This window comes from Pseudoalteromonas sp. ND6B, assembly GCF_000764215.1.
Lineage (GTDB): Bacteria > Pseudomonadota > Gammaproteobacteria > Enterobacterales > Alteromonadaceae > Pseudoalteromonas > Pseudoalteromonas tetraodonis.
Map to the genome: position 1 here is coordinate 1 of NZ_JQFL01000005.1, position 24,690 is coordinate 24,690.

The following is a 24,690-nucleotide window of genomic DNA, read 5'->3' on the forward strand; positions in this document are numbered from 1 at the left end:
TGAATCGCCCCGTGTTTGCCAGAGACTCAATAACTTGAGAAACTGGAACTATGAAAAAATCAAATCGCTATACATCAGAATTTCGTGAACGTGCAATTAGGCTTGTTACCACACAACAGCATGAATACCCTTCTCTTTGGGCTGCGCTAGTATCGATTTCAGATAAACTGGGATGTACCCCAGAAACACTTAGAGCATGGGTCAAGAAATCTCAAGCTCAACCGTCTAAACCCTCTTCTAATACGCAATCAACTGAAGAACGCCTTGCCGTCTTAGAGCGCGAGAATAAAGAGCTCAAGCGAACGAATGATATCCTGAGGCAAGCTGCCGCTTTTTTCGCCCAAGCGGAGCTCGACCGCAAACAGAAGTAATAGTGGATTTTATTGATGCTTGCAGAGAGCATTACGGTGTCGAGTCAATTTGCAAGGAATTGCCGATTGCACCATCAACGTATTATTCTCATAAACAGATACAAAGAGAGCCTGAGCGACTGTCTAACCGCAAAAAGCGTGATGCTGAGCTGATAATACTCATTCGCGAAGTGTGGGAGGATAATATGTCAGTTTATGGTGCAAGAAAAATATGGAAGCAGCTACAGCTTGACGACCATCAAGTCGCCCGCTGTACAGTCGAACGATTGATGCGAGTTATGGGAATTCAAGGTGTTCGTCGGGGTAAAGCACATAAGACAACGATACCTGACGAGCAACAAGATAAGCCACTTGATTTAGTTAATCGTCAATTTACTGCTGAGCAGCCAAATCAACTTTGGGTAGCTGACATCACCTATGTTGCCACATGGAGTGGGTTTGTTTATGTCGCTTTCGTGATAGATGTTTTTTCACGATACATTGTAGGTTGGCGTGTATCAACGACAATGCACACAGAGCTTATTCTTGATGCGTTAGAGCAAGCTATTTGGCATCGTGGCAACCCCGAAGGGTTAATTCACCACAGCGACAGAGGCAGCCAATATTTGTCTATACGATACACTGAGCGACTTGCTGAAGCTGGAATTCAAGCGTCTGTAGGCAGTGTGGGTGACTCTTATGACAATGCATTGGCTGAAACAATAAATGGATTATTTAAAACAGAGATTATTCGCAGAAATGGCCCGTGGAAGAATGTTGATGCTGTTGAATACGCAACGTTAGAGTGGGTCAATTGGTTTAATAATCAACGCTTATTATCTTCAATTGGGTATATTTCACCAGCTCAATATGAAACAGACTACTATGATAATTTAAACGAGTCAGGTAAAGTGGCCTGACTTAAACAAACTGGTCTCCGATGAACTCGGGGCGATTCAGCAATTGGTATAACTTGTTTTTGAACAATAAAAAGCACGATTAATATCGTGCTTATATTTTTAATACTATTTAATAAAGCTTTTACGCTAAATCGTCAGCATCACCTAAGCCCTGTGTAAGCTCTTCTAGCAATTGCTTAATTTCTTCAGATGCAAGAATAAAATCTGCATCTAGTTTAACCGCCATATCTTCTTTAGGAATATCGGCATTTTCTTCTTTAAGTGCTTCTGAATAGCTTAAACGTTTAATTGAGCCATCGTTTTGTAGCATAAATTTAACGCGCTCTTGCCAATCAAGGGCAAGCTTAGTAACGCGCTTACCACTTTCAAGGTGCGACTTCACTTCGTCACACGATAGGTCATGGCCTTTGAGTTTTACCTGAGCACCACTGTCATCAGCTTCTTCAAGTTCAGCGTCTGACCCAATTGCAAAGCCCTCTGGAGTACTAAAGTTAGTAAGCCAGTCAGTTAAAAATACGTCTAAATCATAATTAGCAAACGCAGGAACAACGGGTAATGTCCCTAATGATTTACGTAATAGAGCAAGTAGTTCCTCTGCTTTATTAAAGCTTGCACTATTAACTACCACCCACCCATTTTCTTGGTCTATAAAAGCAAACTGCAAGCTCGATTTTTTAAATGCTTGTGGCAATAAGGTGTGTAAGATGTTTTCTTTTAATTCATCTTTTTCTTTTTTCTTTACTGGGCGATTTTCTTCGGCTTCAATCTGATCAACTTTTTCTGCTACCAGCTCATTTATTACCGAGGCTGGTAATACTTTTTCTTCACGTTTAGCGCACACTAAAATACTTTTTTGTGAGAAATGAGAAAGAGTTTCACCATGTTTACCAAATGCTTTTGTCCAACCAAATGTTGCCAACTCTTGGCCAGTACAAGGACGAAATAGATCTTGCTCTAATGCCTTATCAAAGTCTTCTTGTGTGTATGAAACGTCTTGTTTAAAGCGATAGCATATAAGGTTACTAAACCACATAGGGGAATGATCCATTTAAAAAATTTGTGCAATCATAGCAATAAAAGCCGCTTCTAGAAACGGCTGATTTAGCTTAATCGAGTTTAAAAAGTGGCAGGGGAGATGACATGTTTTTAGGGAACGAAATACGGTAGTGTAGCCCTTGCCCAGGCTCACTACTTACTTCAATTTTACCATTGAGCGTTTGTTTTACTAGATTAAAAATAATATGAGCACCTAAGCCGCTGCCACCCTCATCACGCTTGGTGGTAAAAAATGGGTCAAATAAACGCTTTAGTTGAGCCGGTTTTAAACCTAAACCGTTATCTTGATAATTAATGATGAGGTCGTTTTCATCAGTATTCACATCTATGGTGATTTGGCCGCTGTTTATATTTTCAAAACCATGCACTAATGAGTTCATAATTAGGTTCGTAAATATTTGGCTAATGACTCCCGCAGGTAAGTTAATAATTAAATCATCTGGGCAATGTAGGCGAATGCTGTGAGATGTTTTTTTAATTTGTGGGTGCAAAGAGCGTATAACTTCGTTGATGTAGTCTTTAAAGTTAATTGTTCTTAGGGCTTCACTGGCCTGATCTACCGCAATTTGTTTAAAGCTGGTTATTAAATCTGAGGCACGTTCTAAGTTGTGAGAGAGCAGTTGAGCGCTTTGTGCTGCATCATTAATAAAGCCTTCTAACGCCGCTGACGATAATGATTTATTTTTATACGCAGTTTCTATTTCGGTTAATCGCTCTTGTAAAAAAGAGGTGGCAGTAACGCCGATACCAATAGGGGTATTAATTTCATGAGTGATCCCCGCCACTAAGCCGCCTAATACCGCCATTTTTTCTGAGCCAACCAGTTGCTCTTGCGCAAAGCTTAATTCATCGAGCGAGCTTTGCAGCTGAGTTTGTTTGCTTAACAGTTCTTGTTCGGTTTGCTTTCGTAAATCGACTTCCTCTGTTAAAACTGCTTTTTGTCGCTCTAGTTCATATTTTTGTTGCTGTAGATCGATCATTGCTTGGCTTAAATTTGATGTTTTACGCGCAACATCCTGTTCAAGTTGTAAGTTTTGTTGATCCAGTTTTTGATTGCTTTCAATTAGGTCATGCTGAGTTTGTTTTAACTCTTTTTTATACTCAACAACCTTCGAAATCAGATTGTTAAAAGAGCGTTCCATTACTTTAAGCTCGTTATTTTCATCGGTGACTATTTTAACCTGTTGACCATCAAGCTCTTCTAACTCAAGGTATTCAATTTGCTCGGTTAATTGAGTAAGGGGCTCGGTGAGTAACTTTCTAAATGCAATTAAAAATAAGATGATTAAAAAAGTAGTTTTAATCATGGCATTACCAATCAAAAAGTAGATAGAGAGCATAATGCGACTAAAAATTACATCGCGACTAGAAAATAAAGTAACATCGCCTACTTGCGTTGCTCGTCCTGAAAACTCAAAAATAAGTGGGAATGTATAGCCAAATAAACCGGCTTTGGTGTCCTCTACCATGACATCTTCTTGCACAAGTTGCTGACTGTAAAGATTGTGAATATTTAGCGCGCGGCCTAATTGAGAAATAATAGCGCCATTATCGTCACGAATAATAACCCCCTCAACCATAGGTATATCGAGCAATCCTTCGGCGGTTGTGGTGGTTTGCTTTATATTTAGCTCCCAAATTGCTCGGGTTAAACTTCTACCAAAGGTCTTTTGTAATGTGCCAAGTTCATCGCGTATGTAATCTTTAGTATTGACGTACTCTGCGAAAATTTGCCCGCAGGTCACCACAAAGGTCAGTATAAAATAAACTGATAAAACCCGAGTGAGTAACTTTGTTGAAAGACTTTTTTGCGGCATGGGAGGCTTATATTTCCTTAAATTATTCAACTGTTAATGTACGCTTATAAACATTAGTTAATAAATGATTAAAAATAAACATATATTTTATAATATTGCTATTTAGCGTTGTTAAATAAGCAATCATTCTGTTCTATATGCTTTGGGTTTCTATTTGAGAACTGTTGGTTTGGATAGGCTGTTTTTTACTTGGAAATAGTTAATTTACTAATTTGTATTGTGCAATTAAGCATTTTATTGATAACGTTAATCAAAGTTACAATAAATAATCTGCTCGTTGCTAATTTGGTTATAATTTTGACTGTTGCGGATTGGGCAACCAACTAATTTTACAGTGGGTTTAGGTGTTTTGTATGAGTTTAATTAATGAGTCATTATGATGCGTTTTTCTATTTTAGTCTGTGATGATTCCACCGTTGCTCGCAAACAGGTAATGCGCTGTTTAAAAGAATGTATTGATGCCGATATTCAGCAAGCAACTAACGGTAAAGAGGCGTTGGAGCAATTGCGTCAAAGGCATTTCGATCTCCTGTGTCTTGATTTAACCATGCCTGAAGTTGATGGTATTGAAGTACTTGAGCAAATCAAAATTTCTAAAATAGAGTCTTATGTATTAGTGATCTCTGCTGATATCCAACAAAAAATGCAAGCACGTGTCGCGCAACTAGGCGCAATCGATTTTATTCATAAGCCAATTAATAAAACGCAACTGAGTACAGTTTTGCATAAGTTTGGCATTTATTAATAAATTTCATGATGAAAAAGACTGTTTTATCTGCTAATTTAGGGTTGACAGAATAGCCTTTGTTAAGGCAGTCTTAAGCTTATGAAAACATTTAGTCTTGTAACGACCATTATTATTACAACCACCATTCTTACTGGATAGTGGCATAGGTCGGTGCAACAAATTTAAAGGCCTGTGTTCACTTAGAACACAGGCCTTTTTTCGTTTTATGGAATGAGGAAACATAAAAAATGCGCGTATTAAAATTTGGTGGCTCATCGCTCGCTGATTTTGCCTGTTTAGAGCAAGTTGCTGCACTCGCTAAGGCACAATTAAAAGATGAAATGTTACTGGTACTGTCAGCCCCAGGTGGCATGACTGACTCGTTAGTTAATTTAGCTAGTACTGCAGAGCAGGGGCATGACTTTAGCGAACAATGGCATTCACTGACTAGCCGATGCAACATGCTTAAAGCAGCGGTAGAGGAAAAGCAAGGAGCAGTTCAAAACTGGCCTGACTTTAACGAACTTAAAAATAAGCTTGAGGGTATTGCACTGATAAAGTGCTGCCCTGATCAGGTCAGAGCATTCATTATTAGTTTTGGTGAGCGTGTTAGCGTATCGCTAATGCAAAGTCTATTAGCCGATCATAACGCGCATTATTTACAAGCAACAGATTGTATTGTTTCAACCGGCGGATACATAGACGCAGAAGCGGATTTAGTGGCCAGTAAGGCACGTTTTCAAGCTGTGTTAAAAGAATCCCCTGCGACGGTTTACATTATGCCTGGTTTTACTGCAAGTAATGATGAAGGGGAGCTCACAACGCTTGGTCGTAATGGGTCTGACTACTCGGCGGCGATTGCTGCGGCGTGTTTAGAGGCGCAAGTGTGCCAAATATGGACTGACGTTGATGGTGTATACAGCGCCGATCCGCGTTATATCAAAAAAGCCACTAAGGTTGATTTCCTATCTTACAAAGAGGCGATGGAGCTTTCTTATTTTGGCGCTAAAGTGTTGCACCCTAAAACTATCCTACCGTGTGCAAAAGCTGGAGTGCCATGCGAAATTAAAAACACTCATAACCCAGATGCGCAAGGCTCACTAATTAGTAACGATACGGTATCTGATGAACCAGTAAAAGCACTCTCAAGCCTACAAAACTTAGCTATGTTGACCGTTTCAGGCCCTGGTATGAAGGGTAAAGTGGGCATGGCATCGAAAGTATTTAATGCATTAGCGCATGATAACGTGTCAATCGTCCTGATCACTCAATCATCATGTGAATTTAGTATTAGCTTTTGTGTGCATGAAAGCGATTTAAATCTAGCGTTAAGTGCGTTGCAAGTAGCCTTTGACTTAGAGTCAAAAGCGGGGCTCATTGAGCCGGTAAATGTGCAACGTAATTTAGCAATAGTAACGTTAGTTGGTGATAACATGCGTGCCCATAAGGGGTTAGCGGCTAAGTTTTTTGCATCGCTTGCACAAGCGCAAGTAAACATTGTTGCCATAGCGCAAGATTCAACAGAAAGTGCTATTTCAGCCGTTATTGACGGTGAATTATGTAATGACGCGGTTAAAATTTGCCATGAAAACTTCTTTACTCATGTGCCTTCAATTGATGTGTTTTTATTGGGCTGTGGCTTAGTCGGCCAAGAGCTAATTAACCAACTTGAGCGTCAACAAGCATGGCTTGAAAAGCGTAATATTAAATTAAACCTATATGGTGTTGCCAACTCTCGTCAATTACACCTTGATGGTGAGGGGATTGAGTTTGATGATTGGCAGCAAAAACTGGCGCAGTCAGAGCAAGCGTTTGATTTAAAATTGGTCGAGCAGTTTGTTAAGCAAAATCATTTAGTTAATCCAGTGCTAGTTGACTGTACTTCATCAGATGCCTTGGCTGCACAATATGTAGATTTTTTAAATGCAGGTTTTCATGTCGTGGCTGCCAATAAAAAAGCCACCACGAGTTCATATACGTATTACCAAGATTTAATTGCAGCAACACATAAAAATAATCGTAAGTTTTTATACGAAACTAACGTAGGTGCAGGTTTACCTGTAATCGATAACTTGCAATCGTTGTTTGGTGCAGGTGATGAGTTACTTGAGTTTAGTGGTATTTTATCAGGCTCGCTTTCATACATGTTTGGTGCACTAGAAGATGGTCTATCACTTTCTGAAGCAACAATTAAAGCCAAAGAAAGCGGGTTTACAGAGCCCGATCCGCGCGATGACTTATCGGGAACTGACGTAGCACGTAAATTACTGATCATTGCACGCGAAGCCGGTATGAAATTAGAGCTTAGCGATATTGAAGTGGAGTCGGTTTTACCGCCAGGTTTTGCCCAAGGTGACAATGTTGAGCAGTTTATGGCGAAATTACCTAGCTTAGATGCTGGTTTTAACGACCGTGTTCAAAGTGCAGCAAGTGAAGGTAAAGTACTTCGCTATGTAGGCACAATTAAAAATGGTCACTGTAAGGTCGGAATCGAAGCGGTGGATTCATCACATGCATTGAATGTTATTCGTGATGGTGAAAATGCGCTGGCTATTTTAAGCCAATACTACCAACCGCGTCCGTTTGTAATTCGTGGTTATGGGGCTGGCTCTGCAGTAACGGCTGCGGGTGTATTTGCAGACATATTAAAAACATTATCTCGCTAGGAGTCAGTCATGATTGAAGTATATGCTCCGGCGTCTATTGGTAATTTTGCCGTTGGCTTTGATGCGCTGGGCGCCGCACTTGCGCCCATTGATGGCGGTTTATTAGGTGATGTGGCGGTTGTTAGTGCCGCATCGAGTGATGAATTTATTTGTACTGGCGACTACGCACATAAGTTACCTAGTGATGCGCAAGAAAATTTAGCATATCAGTGTTTAGTGCACTTTAGAGCGTATGTTGCGCCTGATATGCCTGCGGTAAAGCTCGAACTTAGGAAAAATTTGCCGATTGGTTCGGGATTAGGCTCAAGTGCCTGCTCTGTGGTGGCGACATTTGCAGCACTGGATAAATTTGCCAAAACTAATTTAAGCCAAGTAGAGCTCATTGAGCTTATGGCAGATTTTGAAGCCGTTGTAAGTGGGGGGCGCCATTACGATAACATCACACCGTGTTATTTAGGCGGCTTACAGCTAACCGGTGATTTAATTCCTGATAAATCTATTGCTTTACCTGTTGATGAAAACTGGTATTACGTCGCCGCATTTCCGGGCTTTTCGCTCAATACCGCCAAAGCGCGCTCTGTTTTACCAAAAGAGCTAAGTATGCATGCCGGGGTTGAGTTTGCTCAGCGTTTATCGGCGTTTAGTAGCTTACTGTTAACAGGGCGTTTTGATGATGCATTAAGCATTATGAAAGACGAAATAGCAGAGCCATATCGTGCGCCACTTATAAGCGGCTTTAGTGATGCCAAAGCAAGCTTACCAGCACTGGGTGCTGAAGTTGTGAGTATTTCAGGCGCAGGGCCGACCTTGTTTAGTGTATGTAAAACGCTTGAAGCGGCAGAGCAATGCGCGCAGTGGCTAGAGGAAAATTACATCAACGAACAAGGCTTTTGCCATATTTGTAAATTAGATAACGACGGCACGCGTCAATTAAATGTTTTATAGGATAAAGAATCATGCAATTACATAATTTAAAAGAATATTCACAAAAAGTGTCGTTTGTTGAAGCTGTAAAAACAGGACTGGGGCGTAATCAAGGTGTGTTTTTTCCAGAGTCGTTAGCGCCATTAAGTGATGTTGATGCATTACTAGATATGGACTTTGTTACTCGCAGCGGCAAAATTTTATCGCACCTTATTGGTGACGAGCTACCAAGTGATACTGTTGCCCAGATGGTTAAAAATGCGTTTAACTTTCCGGTTAAGCTGGTGGAAGTTGAAGATAATACCTATTGCTTAGAGTTATTTCACGGCCCAACACTAGCATTTAAAGATTTTGGTGGCCGTTTTATGGCCGAGTGCTTGGCGCAATTTAATCAAGGTGAAAAAGTCACTATTTTAACTGCAACATCGGGTGATACCGGGGCTGCCGTAGCGCATGCTTTTTATAACAAACCAAATATTGATGTCGTTATTTTATACCCTAAAGGTAAAATTTCATTAGCGCAGCAAAAGTTATTTACAACGCTTGGTGACAACATTCACTGTTATGCGATTGAGGGTAGTTTTGATGATTGCCAAGAGTTGGTTAAAAAATCATTTTTAGATGAAGAGCTAAAATCGAAGTTAGGTTTAAACTCAGCAAATTCAATTAATATTAGCCGTTTAGTCGCGCAGGTGTGTTATTACTTTGAAGCCATTGCACAGCTGCCAAAAGAAAAGCGTGCTACAGCGCATATTTCAGTACCCAGTGGTAACTTTGGTAATGTGTGTGCGGCTATGATTGGCGCGGTTATTGGTATGCCAGTTGGTAAACTAAGTGCGACTACAAACCAAAACGACACAGTACCGCGCTTTATGCTTGATAAAAATTGGACGCCTAATGCGACAATTGAATCGCTTTCAAATGCAATGGATGTGAGTAAACCTAATAACTGGCCACGTGTGCAATCAATGTTAGATAATAACTGGTTTAGTTATGATAACTTTTATTCGGTGAGTGTTGATGAGCAGCAAACACAAACAGTGATGAAAAAAATTCAACAGCTTGGCTATATTGCAGAGCCTCACACCGCAATTGCTTACCAAGGTCTTGTAGAAAATAAGGCAGCAGATGCTGTGGGGATTTTTTTAGCGACTGCGCATCCGGCCAAATTTAAAGACAGCGTTGAGGATATCCTTAATGTTGAATTAGATATGCCAAAGCCGTTAGCTGATGCATTAGCAAAATCGTGTTTAGCCACTGATATGCACAACGATTATGATATTTTGCGTACAGAGTTGTTTAAAAAGCTTGCCTAAAAAAGGCAGATAATAAAAGCGGCTTAGGCCGCTTTTTTTTGTTTATTTATGCATCGCTTTAGACATAACGCATAAGCTATATAAATGTAGTAAATAAAATTCATTTAAAATTGTTATTAGTTTATAAAAAAATATCATCATCAAAATGCTGTGAAATAGTTTCAATCCCTGTTTAAATATCCTCAACTTAAGAGCGTAGGCAAAACGTCGTTTTAAGCGTACAATAAAGCCTCTAAAAAATACCCATACACGTTGCCCAGGAGACCCCAATGCTAGAACGTAGCATGAATATTTCGGACTTTGATCCAGAGTTATTTGACGCGATGAGCAAAGAAACATCACGTCAGGAAGAGCATATTGAGTTAATTGCATCTGAAAACTACTGTAGCCCACGCGTACTTGAAGCGCAGGGTTCTCAGCTGACTAACAAATACGCTGAAGGTTACCCGGGCAAACGTTACTACGGTGGCTGTGAGCACGTAGACGTGGTTGAGCAACTTGCTATTGACCGCGCAAATGAATTATTTGGTACAGATTACGCAAATGTGCAACCTCATGCCGGTTCACAAGCTAATGCTGCTGTTTTCCAAGCTCTTTTAAGCCCACTTGACACTGTATTAGGCATGAGCCTAGCGCACGGTGGTCACTTAACACATGGCTCACACGTAAACTTCTCAGGTAAAACATACAACGCAATTCAGTATGGCCTTAACGAAGAAACTGGCGAAATTGATTACGCACAAGTTGAAGCGTTAGCACTTGAGCACAAACCAAAAATGATCATTGCTGGTTTTTCTGCATACTCAGGTATTGTTGATTGGGCTAAGTTCCGTGAAATTGCAGACAAAGTAGGTGCATACTTATTTGTTGATATGGCGCACGTTGCAGGTTTAATTGCTGCGGGTGTTTACCCAAGCCCGGTGCCATTTGCTCACGTTGTAACAACCACAACACACAAAACATTAGCCGGTCCTCGCGGTGGTTTAATCATTTCTGCGTGTGGCGATGAAGAAATTTACAAAAAGCTAAACAGCGCTGTTTTCCCAGGTGGCCAAGGTGGTCCTTTATGTCATGTTATTGCTGCCAAAGCGGTCGCATTTAAAGAAGCACTTCAACCTGAGTTTAAAACATACCAAGCACAAGTTGTTAAAAATGCACAAGCAATGGTTGCCGTATTACAAGAGCGCGGCTACAAAGTAGTATCGGGTAAAACTGACAACCACTTATTCTTACTTGATTTAATCGACAAAGATATCACAGGTAAAGATGCAGATGCTGCCCTAGGTAACGCGAATATCACGGTTAACAAAAACTCAGTACCGAACGATCCTCGTTCACCATTTGTTACTTCTGGTTTGCGTATTGGTTCACCAGCAATCACTCGTCGTGGCTTTAAAGAAGCTGAATCAAAAGAGTTAGCGGGCTGGATCTGTGACGTACTAGACAACATCGAAGATGAGTCAGTACAAGCGCAAGTAAAAGAAAAAGTGAAAGCAATTTGTGCAAAATTACCTGTTTACGCTTAATCCAAGAGTAAAATAGTAATTTAGATCACAACTGCACACATTTTTGTTATGATAATGGCCGCTATAATAGCGGCCATTTTTTGTTTTTAAAACGGAAACACACAGTTATGCATTGCCCATTTTGCACCGCCAAAGATACTAAAGTTATTGATTCTCGCCTTGTAGGTGGGGGACACCAAGTACGTAGACGTCGTGAATGTAATGAATGCCACGAACGATTTACCACCTTTGAAGGGGCTGAATTAGTGATGCCACGGGTCATCAAGCAAGATGGCAGCCGCGAACCGTTTAATGAAGATAAGTTACTAAATGGCTTAACTCGCGCCCTCGAAAAACGCCCCGTAAGCACTGAACAAGTTGACGAAGTGGTTAATATTATTAAATCGCAGCTGCGAGCCACTGGCGAACGCGAAGTGTCTAGCCATTTGGTGGGTGAGTGCATTATGGAAGCACTTAAAAAGTTAGATAAAGTGGCCTATGTAAGATTTGCCTCTGTATATCGCTCGTTTGAAGATATACGCGAATTTGGTGAAGAAATAGCCCGCTTAGGGGAATAGTAATGACCAAGCAAAGTTCGTTTTCAGAGGATGATAAACGCTACATGGCTCGCGCTATTGAACTGGCAAAAAAAGGGCGCTTTACCACCACTCCTAATCCTAATGTTGGCTGCGTACTCGTAAAAAATAATAAAATAATAGGTGAAGGGTTTCATCAGTTAGCGGGTCAAGGTCATGCAGAGGTAAACGCACTGACTATGGCTGGTGAAAATGCCAAAGGTGCAACCGCTTATGTAACACTTGAGCCTTGCAGTCATTATGGTCGAACACCGCCATGTGCTGAAGGGCTAAAAGCAGCCGGTGTTAAAAAAGTGATTGCCGCAATGGTTGACAGCAACCCGCAAGTTGCAGGCAAAGGTCTGAAAATTTTAGCGGATGCTGGTATAGAAGTCGCTTACGGGTTACTTGAAGCGCAAGCTCGCGCATTAAACTTTGGGTTTTTTAAGCGCATGGAGCAGGGATTACCCTTTGTGACTTGCAAAATGGCCGCAAGTATAGATGGTAAAACGGCGCTTAAAAACGGGCAAAGTAAATGGATAACTGGCCCCGAAGCGCGCCAAGATGTGCAACTATACCGAGCACAAAGCTGTGCAATTTTAACCGGTGCCGATACGGTATTAATGGATGATGCAAAATTAAATGTGCGCCCAGAAGAGTTACCGTATTCTTTACCAACTGATTTACCACTGCGCCAACCGGTTCGCGTTGTTATTGACTCACAAAACAGACTTACCCCTGATCTTGCCTTATTTTCAATTCAAAGTGAGGTGATAATATTTACCACCAAGGTTGATAAATCGCATCAGTGGCCTCATTTTGTTAAACAGATTGAAGTACCTGAAAATAATAATAAAGTAGATTTACTGGCCGTGTTACACACGCTTGCCCAATTGCAGTTTAATAATGTGTGGCTAGAGGCCGGAGCGACACTGGCCGGTAAAATGACAGAACTTGATTTAATTGATGAGTTTGTTTTTTACATTGCTCCTAAATTAATGGGCAGCGATGCTAAAAGTTTACTAAATTTCCCAGAGTTAATGAGTATGCAAAATACCATTAATTTAACTTTTAATGAGTGTGTGCCAATCGGTGATGATTTACGTATCACAGCACTAAAAAAAGCTCATTAATCATTTTATATAAAGAGTAGCACTATGTTTACTGGAATAGTTGAAGCGACAGGTAAAATTGCGTTATTACAAAAAAAACAAGGTGATTTAGCTATTCGTATCCAAAGTAAAAACCTTGATATGAGTGATGTTAAGTTAGGTGACAGTATTGCAACCAATGGTGTCTGCCTGACGGTTGTTGATAAGCATATTGACGGCTTTAGTGCTGACTTATCAAATGAAACGATTAGCTTAACAGGGTTTGCACATTACGCATTAGGGCAAACCGTTAATCTAGAAAAGGCGATGCAACCTGTTTCGCGCCTCGGTGGTCATTTAGTGTCTGGCCATGTAGATGGCATTGCCACTATCACAGCAATTAATGCCAATGCGCGAGCAACAGAATATTGGTTAGCCACCGATGAAAATTTAATGAAATACATTCCTTACAAAGGGTCGGTTTGTATTGATGGTATTAGCCTGACGGTTAATGCAGTTGAAGGTAATAAATTTAAACTGACGATTGTGCCCCACACCAGCGGGCAAACGACCATAGCTGATTTTCAAGTCGGTACCCAAGTTAATTTAGAGGTCGACCAAATAGCACGTTATTTAGAGCGCCTAGTCAGAGGGGCTGAGCAACCTACGGGTTCAGATATTTCGATGAGCTTACTCGCTAAAGCGGGCTTTATAAAATAACGACATTGACAACTTATACGAGCAACTTATGAATTTAAACAGCGCACAAGAAATAATTGATGACATTAAAGCCGGTAAAATGGTTATTTTAATGGATGATGAAGACAGAGAAAATGAAGGCGATTTAATTATTGCTGCTGAACACATTAGTGCAGAAGCGATTAACTTTATGGCGACTCATGGCCGTGGACTAATTTGTTTAACGATGACTCAAGAGCGTTGCTCGCAGCTTGATTTACCATTAATGGTAAAAAATAATGGTGCCGCATTCTCAACTAATTTCACTATGTCGATTGAAGCATCAAAAGGGGTTACCACAGGTATTTCTGCAGCGGATCGTGCCCGCACTGTTCAAGCTGCCATCGCGAAAGGCGCTGTGCCAAGCGATATTGTACAACCAGGTCATATTTTTCCTATTATGGCGCAACCAGGCGGCGTGTTAACACGTGCCGGGCATACAGAAGCAGGGTGTGACTTAGCGCGTTTAGCAGGGCTTGAGCCATCATCAGTGATTGTAGAAATCCTAAATGAAGATGGCACCATGGCGCGTCGTCCTGATTTAGAAGTATTTGCTAAGCAACATGATATTAAAATTGGCACCATTGCTGATTTAATCGAGTACCGCAACCTAAACGAAACCACAATTGAGCAAGTTGCAAAATGTAAATTGCCAACTGAACATGGTGAGTTTGACTTAGTGACATACAAAGACACCATTGATGGGCAGTTACACTATGCATTGCTTAAAGGTGAAATAAAACAACAAGAACCGACCTTAGTACGTGTGCATTTACAAAGTACCTTTAACGATATTTTACTCTCTGATCGCAATGCTGACCGTAGTTGGGGTTTATCGCAAGCAATGGCTTATATTGCTGAGCATAATGGCGCCTTAGTTATTTTAGGTAAGCAAGAAAGCACTGAAGAGTTAGAAGCCACAGTAAAAGCGTTTGCCGCAGCTGATGCGGGTGAAAATGTGACGCCACGTAAATTTCAAGGTACTTCGCGCACCGTAGGTGTGGGTTCGCAAATTCTGGCTGATTTAGGTATTCAAAAAATGCGTTTGATGAGTTTACCTAAAAAATACCATGCATTATCAGGGTTCCATTTAGAAGTGGTTGACTACGTAGAGCCACAATAATTACGCGCTAGGTTATTATTTTATTTATGTGGTATAATGCGCATCAATTTTTGCGCAACCGAAATCGCTTAAACTTATTTTTAGGGTTATCAAATGAAAATTATTGAAGGTAATAAATACGCTCCAGGCAAAAAGTTTGCCATTGTCATTTCTCGTTTTAATGACTTTATTGGTAGTAGCTTGCTTGCAGGTGCTGTTGATGAGCTAAAACGTACTGGTGGAGTATCAGAAGACGATATTACCGTGATTTACGTACCCGGTGCGGTTGAATTACCTTTAGCAGCGAAACGCGTTGCAGCAAAAAAAGAATATGATGCAATTATCGCCTTAGGTGTAGTGATAAGAGGGGGCACGCCTCACTTTGATCTCGTCGCTGGCGAGTCAAATAAAGGGCTTGCACAAGTATCGCTTGAGTATGATATCCCGGTTGCATTTGGCGTATTAACCACTGAAAGCATTGAGCAAGCAATTGAGCGCGCAGGTACCAAAATGGGTAACAAAGGCGGCGAAGCTGCTTTAGGTGCGCTTGAAATGGTTAATGTGTTAGATAAAATTTAAGTTTAAGGAATTTTTGTGAAACCAGCAGCAAGACGTAAAGCACGTATCTTAGCACTTCAAGCCGTGTATTCATGGCAATTAAGCGGCAATGCAATTGCCGATATCGAACAACAAATGTTGATCGAAAACGATGTGACTAAAATTGATGTTGAATATTTTAAAGATTTAGCGCGTGGAGTTGCCGTAAATCATAAGCAACTAGACGAAGCTGTATCGCCTCATTTAACTCGTCCATTTGATGAATTAGACGAAGTTGAACGTGCAATCTTACGTTTAAGCAGCTACGAGCTTAAATTTCGTGAAGATGTTCCTTACAAAGTGGCTATCAATGAAAGCATTGAATTAGCGAAAATGTTTGGCGCTGAAGATAGCCATAAATTTGTAAACGGTGTACTTGATAAAGCTGTAAAACAGTTACGCAAGTCATAACAACTTAAGCTGCATATTAATTTCAGTGAGTTGTTATAAATAACCGTTAAAAAGGAGAGCCGGCATAGGTCGGCTTTTTTGTGTATGAAGGAATTTGAATTAATTAATCACTACTTTAAAGGTCGCGGTATCACTCGTCGCGATGTTAATTTAGGGATTGGAGATGACTGTGCGCTTGTCACAGTACCAGCAAACTGTCAGCTTGCTGTAACAACAGATACCTTAGTTGCTGGGGTGCATTTTTTTCATGATATCTCTCCTCGCGCATTAGGGCATCGAGCTCTGGCAGTAAATTTAAGTGATTTAGCTGCCATGGGTGCAGAGCCTACATGGGTATCGGTTGCACTCACGTTGCCAAGTATCGATCCACAATGGATTGCAGAACTGACTGACGGCATGCATGAAATTGCTGAGTACTTTAATGTACAAATTATTGGTGGCGATACGACTCAAGGCCCACTCAGTATTACTATTTGTGCAAAAGGCACGGTTCCTGAAGGTAAAGCACTGCGTCGAAGTGGCGCAAAAGTGGGCGACTGGATTTTTGTAACCGGACCGCTAGGTGATGCTGGTTTGGCTATTGAGTCAAAAAAACAAGGTTTGCCAGTTGCACCTGAACATTTAAAGCATATTAATAAATGTTTAAACTTTCCAACGCCACGCGTGGCCGCCGGACAAGCTTTGCGTGGCTTAGCGTCATCAGCTATTGATATTTCAGACGGTTTACTTGCTGATTTAGGGCACATTTTGGATTTGTCACAGGTCAGTGCAACAATCAATATTGAAAATGTACCTACTTCTGATGCGATGCAAGCGAGTCTTGATTTTGAGCAACAGCTTCCTTTTATACTCAACTATGGCGATGACTATGAACTACTTTACACTGTCCCAGACAGTAATAAGAGTATGCTCGATATTAAGTTGCGCCAATACGGTGTAGAAGCAACCTGTATCGGCCAAATCAAAAGTGGTGACGGGAATATAGAATTATTACACCAAGGTGAAAAGTTTGTTTTTGAGCACAAAGGCTTTGAGCACTTTTCCAAGGAGCAGGTTTGAATAAAAACCGATTATTTAATTTAAAACGCCCACATCAATTTTTTGGTTTGGGTTTTGGTACAGGGCTTGCGCCTAAAGCCCCTGGTACATTTGGTACTTTAGCGGCGTTACCATTTATTTTTATTACCATGCATTTTCCGTTATGGTTACAAATTGTATTTGCGGTGGTGATCAGTATATTTGGTATTTGGGCATGTGGAAAAACAGCTGATGACCTTCAAGTTCATGATCATCCAGCTATTGTTTGGGATGAAGTCGCTGGTTACTATATAACGATGATTGGTGCAGCACTGAATTGGCAAACATTATTAGTGGGCTTTTTACTATTTCGCTTTTTTGATATAGCAAAGCCAGGGCCGATTCGTATACTTGATAAACGTGCTCATGGTGGGTTTGGTATTATGGCCGATGATGTACTTGCAGGTATTTTTTCGCTTATTTGTTTGCAAGCATTGATAAAAGTAGGTTTACTACCCTTTTAATTTATTATTTGTTTAACTAGGTGGCAGCACTATGATGCGATTTTTATTGGTTTGTGTACTCTTGATGTGTGCCATGCCAAGTACGGCTTCAATTACTGATTACGTAGTTAAACAATGGAACATTAAAGACGGACTTCCCTCACAATCCCTCAAAAGTGTGGTGCAAGATAACCAAGGCTACATGTGGCTTGGTACGCAATTCGGATTAAGCCGATTTGATGGTAACACTTTTACTAATTACAACACTCAAAATAGTCTGTTTTTACCCAGCAATGGCATCAATAAATTACTGATTGATGGCCAAGGACTATTATGGATAGGCACGAAAAACGGCCTCGTTGTTATAGACCCAGAAAAGCTAACCGCACAAGAGTTTAATATTAAAGGCCCTGTTAGAGATATTCTTGAAGACTCTAAAGGCAGTATTTGGATAGCAGCTAATGGGCTTTATTACATAGACAGAGGCCAGATAGAGCTGCGCGACCAGCTAAACAATCCGAGCCCTATCGTAAATGCCACTGCGATCACCCAAATAGTAGGGTCAGTCAGTAAAATGGCGCTCTCACCAGAGGGAATTTGGCTGGTTAACGATCGTAATTTATTGCGCTTGACGCAAAGCGCGTCTGATTTTTCTAAATTGCGCTTAGAGCTTACCGCTAAAGTGGCCTTGCCTGATCGTTTAGCACAAACAATTGTTCACGACTTATCCTTTTTAAATGGCAATTTATATCTTGCTTCTGAGCTAGGCGCTTACTTTTTAGATTTAGATGATGAGCTACGCCCATTTCCGCTGCCTAACGCTAACAACTCAGCCGTTTATAAGTTTATGAGTGATGGCAATGGTGGCTTGTGGGTATCGACTTATGGGCGCTTATTGTTCAGAGGGAAGTCGGATGATTGGCAATGGGTTGAGCCCAGTCAATTAGATCAAAGTATTTGGTTTGCCGATATATTTAGAGATGATGAAAATAATATATGGTTAGCGAGTTTTAGTGAGGGACTTTGGCTTGCTCATGAAGGGCGAATAGAGCGCCATTCAGCCATTTCTAAAATGACCGAAGCGGTTATGGCCATTAGTAAATCACCAGATGGTAAGTTATGGATTGCCAACAAAAGCGGCGTAGGCTATTTCGATGCCGATAAAACGTTTATCAATGTCATCAACAGTGCCAAGTATGGTAATGCCTCAGTACATGACTTACAGTTTGACGGCAATCGTCTTTATGTTGCCACTGGTAGAGGTTTGTTTTTCTACGAGTCGAATACCTTATATAGTTTCCCTGCCCGTGCGCTAAGTGATAATCCTGTATTTGCTATTAGTACGTCGACTAAAGGCGGCTTTTGGGTGGGCACTGGGCGAGGCTTATATCGTTTAAATTACAACGGGTTAAACCCTTTTGCGTACAATGCTTTTTTAGGCAGTAAGTTTGTAACCTATGTTTTAGATAAACCAAATTTTGGGGTGATTGGTACCAGTAAAGGGGCGTATTACTTTACTGAACGCGGGATAGAAAAAATAGGCGACCAAACCACTTTGGAAAGTGCGTACGTTACTAGCATTTTACACATTAAAGGCGTGGGGATTTTAATTGGCTCGCTTAACGATGGTTTGTTTTATCGCAGTGGACAAGGGCAGTGGCAGCAATTAGATGCCGCCAATGGGCTGCCATATGGTTCTATATTTAGTCTTGAGTACGATGATACTACAAAACGCATTTGGGTAAGCACCATGAAAGGGGTTTATCGCATGCCAGTTGAGCAATTCAAAGCCAACATTGAAAGCCTAAAAGTGGAGGAAGTGATCTCTTCATTTGATCGACAGCTCGATGGTAAAGCAAGTCAATGCTGTAATGGTTTAGGCCATGATGCGGTGGTTGATATGGATAATTCAATTTGGTATCCCAGCTTGCAAGGCGTTGTAGAAATTCCTAAAGACGTAGAATTATTTGGGCTGCGTTCACTTAAACCAACTATAGAAACTTTAACCACGCCATCACGAAAACTTGCTGCGGCTGCGTTAGGTAAAAAGCCAGTACTTAAAACTGACGAGCGTGATGTAACGCTTACCTATACCGCTATCGATTATTATGCACCTGCAAGTATAGAGTTTAGGTATAAACTCAATGGACTTGATAATGATTGGCGCTATGCAAATACCCGCCGAGAAGCAATTTACACTAACTTACCAGCAGGTATGTTTTTATTTGAATTAGAGACAAAACGTCAAGGTGAAGATTGGGGCAAAGCGCAATCGGTCGAATACGCTTTTGTGGTGCCTGAACGATTTGGTGAAACTATATATTTTAGATTACTGATCACCAGTGGTTTTGTGTTGCTCTTTTATTTGGTGTTTTGGGTATTTAAAGTTCAAGAGCGACGTAAGCAGCAAGTTCTTGAGGGGCTTATTACTGAGCGAACCCTTGAGCTTCGCCAAGCAAACGATAAATTAAACCAAGTAAACTCTCAGCTTAAACTTGTTAGTCACTCTGATGAGCTAACAGGGCTGAGAAGTCGCCGTTTTTTGTTTGATCAACTACCAAAAGATATTGAGCATTTTCAGCGTAACTCGCAGTCATTGCAGGCTCAAGGTAAATCGTTGGTGTTGTTAATTATTAATTTAGATAACTTTAGCCGCATTAACGATGCCTATGGTCCTATTGCTGGAGATAGCTGTTTACAACAAGTAGCGGCATTACTTAACTCGCGTACCCAAGGTTCTGATTATGTTGCCCGTTGGAGTGGTGATGAGTTTTTACTGTTATTGCGCGATTTTAAATGTAATTTAATCGACAGCTATGTATCTGAATTATGCCAAGCAATTGCAGATTATTCGTTTCAGCTTCCTAACGGTGAAACAACCAATATAACAGCGTCAGTCGGGTGGTCGTTCTATCCGTTACCTCTCTTAGGTGGGCAAGTTATTAGCTGGGAAACATCAATTAATCTAGCTGACATAGCATTACATCAAGTTAAAAAACGCGGCGGCGATGGCGTCGCTAATATTACCTTTGACGAGCAATTAGATGCATTTGAGTTTGAGCAAAACCCCAATGTTGAACAGCAAATTGGTTTGTTACAAAGCAATGGTCTAGCCGATATTAAGGTATGGATGCGCTAGAGGTTATAGATGAGCAATAAAAAAGGAGCCAATGGCTCCTTTTTTATTAAACACGATAAGTGTTAGCTCATAAATGATTTAATTGAAGTTAAAATACCGTGTTCACCTAACCCCATTTCATCGTGCATTTGCTGTTGTGTGCCATGTTTAATGAATTCATCAGGAATACCTAAGTTAAGCACTTTTACATCGGCTTTAATGCTCGCTAAATATTCATTAACTGCAGAGCCTGCACCGCCCGCAATCGCGTTATCTTCAAGGGTTACAATAATATCGTGATCATTAATCAGCTCATTAATTAATGCCGTATCAAGTGGCTTAATAAATCGCATGTTTACTAGAGTGGCATTGAGCTCATCAGTGGCAAGTTGTGCGTTTTCAAGCAAGGTACCAAATGACAATATAGCCACTTTAGTACCTTTTTTAATTACATTCGCTTTACCCATTTCAAGTTGTTGCATAGTGCTTTGAATGTCTGCTGAGCCTGCACTACCACGCGGGTAACGAACAGCAACAGGACAATTAGCTTGATAGCCTGTATAAAGCATATGACGGCATTCGTTAGTATCACTTGGGGCCATAATGACCATATTAGGTATACAGCGCATAAAGCTTAAGTCGTAGGCGCCTTGATGGGTTTCACCATCGGCTCCAACAATACCGGCGCGGTCTATAGCAAATAATACCGGTAGGTTTTGCAGTGCAACGTCGTGAATTAGTTGATCGTACGCGCGTTGTAAAAAGCTAGAATAGATAGCCACAACGGGCTTTAAGCCCTCACAAGCAAAACCTGCAGCAAGAGTAACAGCGTGTTGTTCTGCTATTGCTACGTCAAAGTATTGTTCTGGATACTCTTTAGAAAAACGTACCATGCCTGAACCTTCACGCATAGCTGGCGTGATTGCCATGAGCTTACTGTCTTGCTCGGCCATGTCACAAAGCCAATCACCAAACACATTTGAGAAAGTCGCCGCACCTGGCTTAGATTTTGGTAAGCTTGATGTTGCAGGATCAAATTTTGGTACGCCATGATAACCAATCGGATCGGCTTCGGCAGGCTTGTAACCTTTGCCTTTCTGGGTTTTTATATGTAAAAGCTGTGGGCCTTTTAAGTTACGCATATTGCGCAGCGTATCAACCAACATATTCACATCATGTCCATCAATTGGGCCAATGTAATTTAGACCTAATTCTTCAAAAAAAGTACCCGGGATCATCATCCCTTTAATGTGTTCTTCCATACGGCTGGCAAGCTCTTTTACCGGCGGTACACCAGAGAGCAGCTTTTTACTGCCTTCGCGGATGTTGGTATAAAAGCTACCTGATAAAATACGCGCAAAATGATTGGTTAACGCACCGACATTTTCAGATATCGACATTTCGTTATCGTTCAAAATGATCAGCATGTCTGATTTAACATCGCCAAGGTGGTTCATTGCTTCAAAGGCCATACCAGCAGTAATTGCGCCATCGCCTATTACCGCGACTGTTTTGCGCCCTTTGCCTTCTTTTTGTGCAGCAATAGACATACCTAACGCCGCAGAAATTGAGGTACTTGAATGGCCAACACTAAAGGTGTCGTATTCACTTTCATCTCTAAAAGGGAAAGGATGCAATCCGTCTTTTTGGCGAATGGTATGCATTTGATCACGACGGCCAGTCAGTATTTTATGCGGATAAGCTTGATGACCCACATCCCAGACCAAGCGGTCATCGGGTGTGTTGTATACATAATGTAGTGCAACGGTAAGTTCTACGGTTCCTAAACCAGACGCTAAATGGCCGCTACTTTGCGATACCGAATTGAGTAAATAGTCACGCAATTCATGGCTAAATGCAGGAAGCTTATCTTGTGCTAAGTCTCGCAAGTGGGCTGGTTCGTTCACCAAATCAAGTAATGGATACTTGCTGCTATCAAGTGTCATGGTTTTTTATATATCCTTCGCTAATATTAACCCTCCTCAAAACAAACGAGGTTTAAAAGGCGACTTAATATTCAGTAATAATTTTATACTAAGAGTTAATACGTTTTAGCTGTATTTAATGGTCACGTTCAATTAAATAGTTAGCCAATGCCGCTAAATCTGTTGTGTCTGCGTCAATGTTAGCTAATGCCTCATGGGCTTGTTGTATTAAATTTTGTGCTTTTTGCTTAGCGCCTAGCATACCTAATAAAGCGGGGTATGTCGCTTTATTCGCTGCAATATCTGACCCTTGTGGCTTGCCTAAAGTAAGCGTATCGCCCTCAACATCTAAAATATCGTCATGAACTTGAAATGCAAGCCCTATAGCGTATCCAAAAGTTGATAAGTTATCTAAAGTTTGTTGGCTCGTATTAGGAGCACACAGTGCGCCAAGAGTAATCGCACAATTTATTAGCGCACCGGTTTTAAGTTTATGAATACGTTCTAACTCATCAACAGTAATAACCTTATCGGTTGCTGCAATATCGCGGCCTTGTCCGGCAACCATACCTTGTAACCCCGATGCATGCGCTAGTGCTGCGATCATTTTTAATTGTGCTTCAGTCGAGCATTTAAATTTATGCTTAGCAATAAGTTCAAATGCTAAAGTTTGCAGTGCATCTCCAGCTAAAATCGCTTGCGCTTCACCGTATACAATATGACATGTAGGGCGACCACGGCGTAAATCATCATCATCCATCGCAGGTAAATCGTCATGAACTAATGAATAACTATGAATACATTCAATGGCTGCGGCAAGTACATCTAAATCACGCTTGTCAGCACCGAGTATTTTACCTGTGGTGTACACTAAAAACGGGCGCAGTCTTTTACCACCATTCATTACACTGTAATGTGTGGCTTCTTTTATAGTATTGTCGCTTTCAAGAGGTTGTTCAAAATAAAGGTTGAGCGTATTAGCTACATCATCTTGAGCGAGTTTTATTTGTTCTTTTATGCTCACGATTATTCCATATCGTTATCAAACTGAGTAAGCGGTGCTTTTTCGTCATTACCCATTAATATCGACACCTTTTGCTCAGCTTGTTGAAGTTTGCCTGAAGATGCGCTCGCAAGTGCAATACCGCGCTCAAATTGCTTTAAAGACTGTTCAAGCGATAAATCACCTTGTTCCATTTCACTGACAATTGTTGTTAACTCTTCTAGTGCTTGTTCGAAACTTAAATTTTCAGGTTTTTTAGTCGCCATCTTTATTTTCAACTTACATAATAAATTTAGACGCCAATTTTAGGGGGAATGCTAAACTAGGTCAAAGAATGATATTGTTTTTTGATAGATAAATGCTGTTGATTGCGTTTCAACGTTATTTTTTAAAATTATTAATTTTGATTAATTAGATTGATTACCTATGTTGATCTAAAATATAACTAATCTTAATTTTACCGTTTATCATAAAAATCACTTAAGTATTTCAGTATCTTGCCGATAAACAATTAATAACAACGCTTGCGAAGAAAAAATATAAAACCTTTGGAGGGAATGTGGATTTAGCAACCATTATTGGGATCCTTGGCGCAATTGGCTTAATTGTCATGTCCATGTTTATGAGTAGTAGCGGTGAAGTCGCTATGTTTTACAATACCCCTTCTGTGGTTATTGTATTTGGTGGTTCCCTTTTTATCGTTTTATCTAATTTTACCATGTCGCAATTTCTTGGCATTGGTAAAGTATGTGCAAAAGCGTTTATGTTTAAAATTGAGCCTCCTGAAGCATTAATCGAAAAAGCGGTAGAATTAGCTGACTCTGCTCGAAAAGGCGGGTTTTTAGCCTTAGAAGAAGCCGAAATCCCAAATCCTTTTATGCGCAAAGGCGTTGATATGCTAGTAGATGGGCATGATGCTGATGTGGTACGCGCAACATTACAAAAAGATATTTCGTTAACCACCACTCGCCATGAAATGGGGGCAACCTTATTTAAATCATTAGGTGATATTGCACCCGCAATGGGGATGATCGGTACGTTGATAGGCTTAGTGGCTATGCTCTCGAACATGGATGACCCCAAAGCTATCGGACCGGCAATGGCGGTTGCGTTGTTAACCACATTATACGGTGCGTTTTTAGCAAACGTTGTAGCCATTCCTATTCAGGTAAAACTTGAACTGCGTAAAGACGAAGAGGCCATGAATCAGCGCTTAATTTTAGATGCAGTATTAGGTATTCAAGACGGGCAAAATCCTAAAGTAATTGAAGGGATCTTGAAAAATTATCTAGCTGAATCAAAACGCGCAGTCAATACTGAGGAATAATT

General features: G+C 40.7%; 21 protein-coding genes and 1 other annotated feature. Of the genes, 16 read left to right on the forward strand and 5 right to left on the reverse strand.

All coding sequences use genetic code 11. The features are described from left to right. The first annotated feature begins 50 nt into the window (after positions 1-50). Positions 51-1,270 (forward strand): IS3 family transposase gene (locus tag ND6B_RS16965; RefSeq protein ID WP_089368775.1). Its coding sequence is split into 2 segments (ribosomal slippage): positions 51-330 and positions 330-1,270, totalling 1,221 coding nucleotides; the frame shifts between segments, so codons are not numbered across the junction. Then, positions 329-445: a sequence feature (AL1L pseudoknot), on the forward strand. (Overlaps the previous gene by 117 nt.) A 121-nt stretch (positions 1,271-1,391) precedes the next feature. On the opposite strand, the gene rdgC is transcribed toward ND6B_RS16965, so the two are convergent. Then, a complete protein-coding gene (gene rdgC, locus ND6B_RS16960; RefSeq protein ID WP_033102631.1) occupies positions 1,392-2,303 on the reverse strand; it encodes a recombination-associated protein RdgC in 912 nt (303 codons plus the stop codon). Between the two features lie 73 nt (positions 2,304-2,376). Then, a complete protein-coding gene (locus ND6B_RS16955) occupies positions 2,377-4,143 on the reverse strand; it encodes an ATP-binding protein (protein WP_013464224.1) in 1,767 nt (588 codons plus the stop codon). A gap of 376 nt (positions 4,144-4,519) precedes the next feature. Between ND6B_RS16955 and ND6B_RS16950 the strand changes: the two genes are divergently transcribed. The 14 genes from ND6B_RS16950 to ND6B_RS16885 all read left to right on the forward strand — a co-directional run bounded on the left by ND6B_RS16950 (position 4,520) and on the right by ND6B_RS16885 (position 20,454). Then, a complete protein-coding gene (locus ND6B_RS16950; RefSeq protein ID WP_024601555.1) occupies positions 4,520-4,888 on the forward strand; it encodes a response regulator in 369 nt (122 codons plus the stop codon). 230 nt (positions 4,889-5,118) lie between these two features. After that, on the forward strand, positions 5,119-7,536 hold the full coding sequence (gene thrA, locus ND6B_RS16945) for a bifunctional aspartate kinase/homoserine dehydrogenase I (RefSeq protein ID WP_033102632.1): 2,418 nt from the start codon (positions 5,119-5,121) through the stop codon (positions 7,534-7,536). Positions 7,537-7,545: 9 nt separating this feature from the next. Then, the gene (thrB, locus tag ND6B_RS16940; protein WP_033102633.1) at positions 7,546-8,481 is read left to right on the forward strand and encodes a homoserine kinase; all 936 of its coding nucleotides are present in this window, start codon (positions 7,546-7,548) and stop codon (positions 8,479-8,481) included. An 11-nt stretch (positions 8,482-8,492) separates the two neighbouring features. Further along, positions 8,493-9,776 (forward strand): threonine synthase, encoded by a 1,284-nt coding sequence (thrC, locus tag ND6B_RS16935; RefSeq protein WP_033102634.1) that lies wholly within the window; start codon positions 8,493-8,495, stop codon positions 9,774-9,776. A 269-nt stretch (positions 9,777-10,045) separates the two neighbouring features. Beyond that, a complete protein-coding gene (gene glyA, locus ND6B_RS16930) occupies positions 10,046-11,302 on the forward strand; it encodes a serine hydroxymethyltransferase (RefSeq protein WP_013464229.1) in 1,257 nt (418 codons plus the stop codon). Positions 11,303-11,409: 107 nt separating this feature from the next. After that, the gene (nrdR, locus tag ND6B_RS16925; protein WP_010390928.1) at positions 11,410-11,859 is read left to right on the forward strand and encodes a transcriptional regulator NrdR; all 450 of its coding nucleotides are present in this window, start codon (positions 11,410-11,412) and stop codon (positions 11,857-11,859) included. 2 nt (positions 11,860-11,861) lie between these two features. Next, positions 11,862-12,989, forward strand: coding sequence for a bifunctional diaminohydroxyphosphoribosylaminopyrimidine deaminase/5-amino-6-(5-phosphoribosylamino)uracil reductase RibD (gene ribD / locus ND6B_RS16920; RefSeq protein WP_033102635.1), 1,128 nt, complete (start codon positions 11,862-11,864; stop codon positions 12,987-12,989). A gap of 24 nt (positions 12,990-13,013) precedes the next feature. Continuing rightward, on the forward strand, positions 13,014-13,667 hold the full coding sequence (locus ND6B_RS16915; RefSeq protein ID WP_013464231.1) for a riboflavin synthase: 654 nt from the start codon (positions 13,014-13,016) through the stop codon (positions 13,665-13,667). A 28-nt stretch (positions 13,668-13,695) separates the two neighbouring features. Further along, complete coding sequence (ribBA, locus tag ND6B_RS16910; protein ID WP_013464232.1) at positions 13,696-14,808, forward strand: bifunctional 3,4-dihydroxy-2-butanone-4-phosphate synthase/GTP cyclohydrolase II; 1,113 nt, start codon at positions 13,696-13,698, stop codon at positions 14,806-14,808. Positions 14,809-14,901: 93 nt separating this feature from the next. Continuing rightward, positions 14,902-15,366 carry a 6,7-dimethyl-8-ribityllumazine synthase gene (gene ribH / locus ND6B_RS16905; RefSeq protein WP_008110216.1) on the forward strand — a complete coding sequence of 155 codons (465 nt, stop codon included), beginning with the start codon at positions 14,902-14,904 and terminating at the stop codon, positions 15,364-15,366. Between the two features lie 15 nt (positions 15,367-15,381). Continuing rightward, positions 15,382-15,795: a transcription antitermination factor NusB gene (gene nusB / locus ND6B_RS16900; RefSeq protein WP_008110215.1), complete on the forward strand. Its 414-nt coding sequence runs from the start codon at positions 15,382-15,384 to the stop codon at positions 15,793-15,795. Positions 15,796-15,879: 84 nt separating this feature from the next. Continuing rightward, entirely contained in the window at positions 15,880-16,854 is a 975-nt protein-coding gene (thiL, locus tag ND6B_RS16895) for a thiamine-phosphate kinase (RefSeq protein WP_008110214.1), read from the forward strand. Then, positions 16,851-17,336 carry a phosphatidylglycerophosphatase A family protein gene (locus ND6B_RS16890; RefSeq protein ID WP_008110211.1) on the forward strand — a complete coding sequence of 162 codons (486 nt, stop codon included), beginning with the start codon at positions 16,851-16,853 and terminating at the stop codon, positions 17,334-17,336. Before thiL ends, ND6B_RS16890 begins: the two co-directional genes overlap by 4 nt. A 31-nt stretch (positions 17,337-17,367) precedes the next feature. Then, positions 17,368-20,454, forward strand: coding sequence for a ligand-binding sensor domain-containing diguanylate cyclase (locus ND6B_RS16885; protein ID WP_033102636.1), 3,087 nt, complete (start codon positions 17,368-17,370; stop codon positions 20,452-20,454). Between the two features lie 62 nt (positions 20,455-20,516). Here ND6B_RS16885 and dxs read toward each other — a convergent pair whose 3' ends face one another. The 3 genes from dxs to xseB form a co-directional block, all read right to left on the reverse strand. Then, positions 20,517-22,379: a 1-deoxy-D-xylulose-5-phosphate synthase gene (gene dxs / locus ND6B_RS16880; protein WP_033102637.1), complete on the reverse strand. Its 1,863-nt coding sequence runs from the start codon at positions 22,377-22,379 to the stop codon at positions 20,517-20,519. A 115-nt stretch (positions 22,380-22,494) separates the two neighbouring features. Continuing rightward, the gene (gene ispA / locus ND6B_RS16875; protein ID WP_033102638.1) at positions 22,495-23,382 is read right to left on the reverse strand and encodes a (2E,6E)-farnesyl diphosphate synthase; all 888 of its coding nucleotides are present in this window, start codon (positions 23,380-23,382) and stop codon (positions 22,495-22,497) included. A 2-nt stretch (positions 23,383-23,384) separates the two neighbouring features. Beyond that, positions 23,385-23,627 (reverse strand): exodeoxyribonuclease VII small subunit, encoded by a 243-nt coding sequence (gene xseB, locus ND6B_RS16870; RefSeq protein WP_008110204.1) that lies wholly within the window; start codon positions 23,625-23,627, stop codon positions 23,385-23,387. 293 nt (positions 23,628-23,920) lie between these two features. Here xseB and pomA point away from each other — a divergent pair, with 293 nt between their 5' ends. After that, positions 23,921-24,688 carry a flagellar motor protein PomA gene (pomA, locus tag ND6B_RS16865; protein ID WP_016900636.1) on the forward strand — a complete coding sequence of 256 codons (768 nt, stop codon included), beginning with the start codon at positions 23,921-23,923 and terminating at the stop codon, positions 24,686-24,688. Positions 24,689-24,690: the final 2 nt, after the last annotated feature.

Excerpts from the sequence above, each read along its gene's own strand:
- glyA (WP_013464229.1), top strand. The coding sequence starts at position 10,046 with ATGCTAGAACGTAGCATGAATATTTCGGACTTTGATCCAGAGTTATTT.
- ribBA (WP_013464232.1), top strand. The coding sequence starts at position 13,696 with ATGAATTTAAACAGCGCACAAGAAATAATTGATGACATTAAAGCCGGT.
- thiL (WP_008110214.1), top strand. The coding sequence starts at position 15,880 with ATGAAGGAATTTGAATTAATTAATCACTACTTTAAAGGTCGCGGTATC.
- ND6B_RS16885 (WP_033102636.1), top strand. The coding sequence starts at position 17,368 with ATGATGCGATTTTTATTGGTTTGTGTACTCTTGATGTGTGCCATGCCA.
- dxs (WP_033102637.1), bottom strand. The coding sequence starts at position 22,379 with ATGACACTTGATAGCAGCAAGTATCCATTACTTGATTTGGTGAACGAA.
- rdgC (WP_033102631.1), bottom strand. The coding sequence starts at position 2,303 with ATGTGGTTTAGTAACCTTATATGCTATCGCTTTAAACAAGACGTTTCA.
- ND6B_RS16950 (WP_024601555.1), top strand. The coding sequence starts at position 4,520 with ATGATGCGTTTTTCTATTTTAGTCTGTGATGATTCCACCGTTGCTCGC.
- nrdR (WP_010390928.1), top strand. The coding sequence starts at position 11,410 with ATGCATTGCCCATTTTGCACCGCCAAAGATACTAAAGTTATTGATTCT.
- ND6B_RS16955 (WP_013464224.1), bottom strand. The coding sequence starts at position 4,143 with ATGCCGCAAAAAAGTCTTTCAACAAAGTTACTCACTCGGGTTTTATCA.
- thrA (WP_033102632.1), top strand. The coding sequence starts at position 5,119 with ATGCGCGTATTAAAATTTGGTGGCTCATCGCTCGCTGATTTTGCCTGT.
- thrC (WP_033102634.1), top strand. The coding sequence starts at position 8,493 with ATGCAATTACATAATTTAAAAGAATATTCACAAAAAGTGTCGTTTGTT.
- ribD (WP_033102635.1), top strand. The coding sequence starts at position 11,862 with ATGACCAAGCAAAGTTCGTTTTCAGAGGATGATAAACGCTACATGGCT.
- ND6B_RS16915 (WP_013464231.1), top strand. The coding sequence starts at position 13,014 with ATGTTTACTGGAATAGTTGAAGCGACAGGTAAAATTGCGTTATTACAA.
- xseB (WP_008110204.1), bottom strand. The coding sequence starts at position 23,627 with ATGGCGACTAAAAAACCTGAAAATTTAAGTTTCGAACAAGCACTAGAA.
- thrB (WP_033102633.1), top strand. The coding sequence starts at position 7,546 with ATGATTGAAGTATATGCTCCGGCGTCTATTGGTAATTTTGCCGTTGGC.
- ribH (WP_008110216.1), top strand. The coding sequence starts at position 14,902 with ATGAAAATTATTGAAGGTAATAAATACGCTCCAGGCAAAAAGTTTGCC.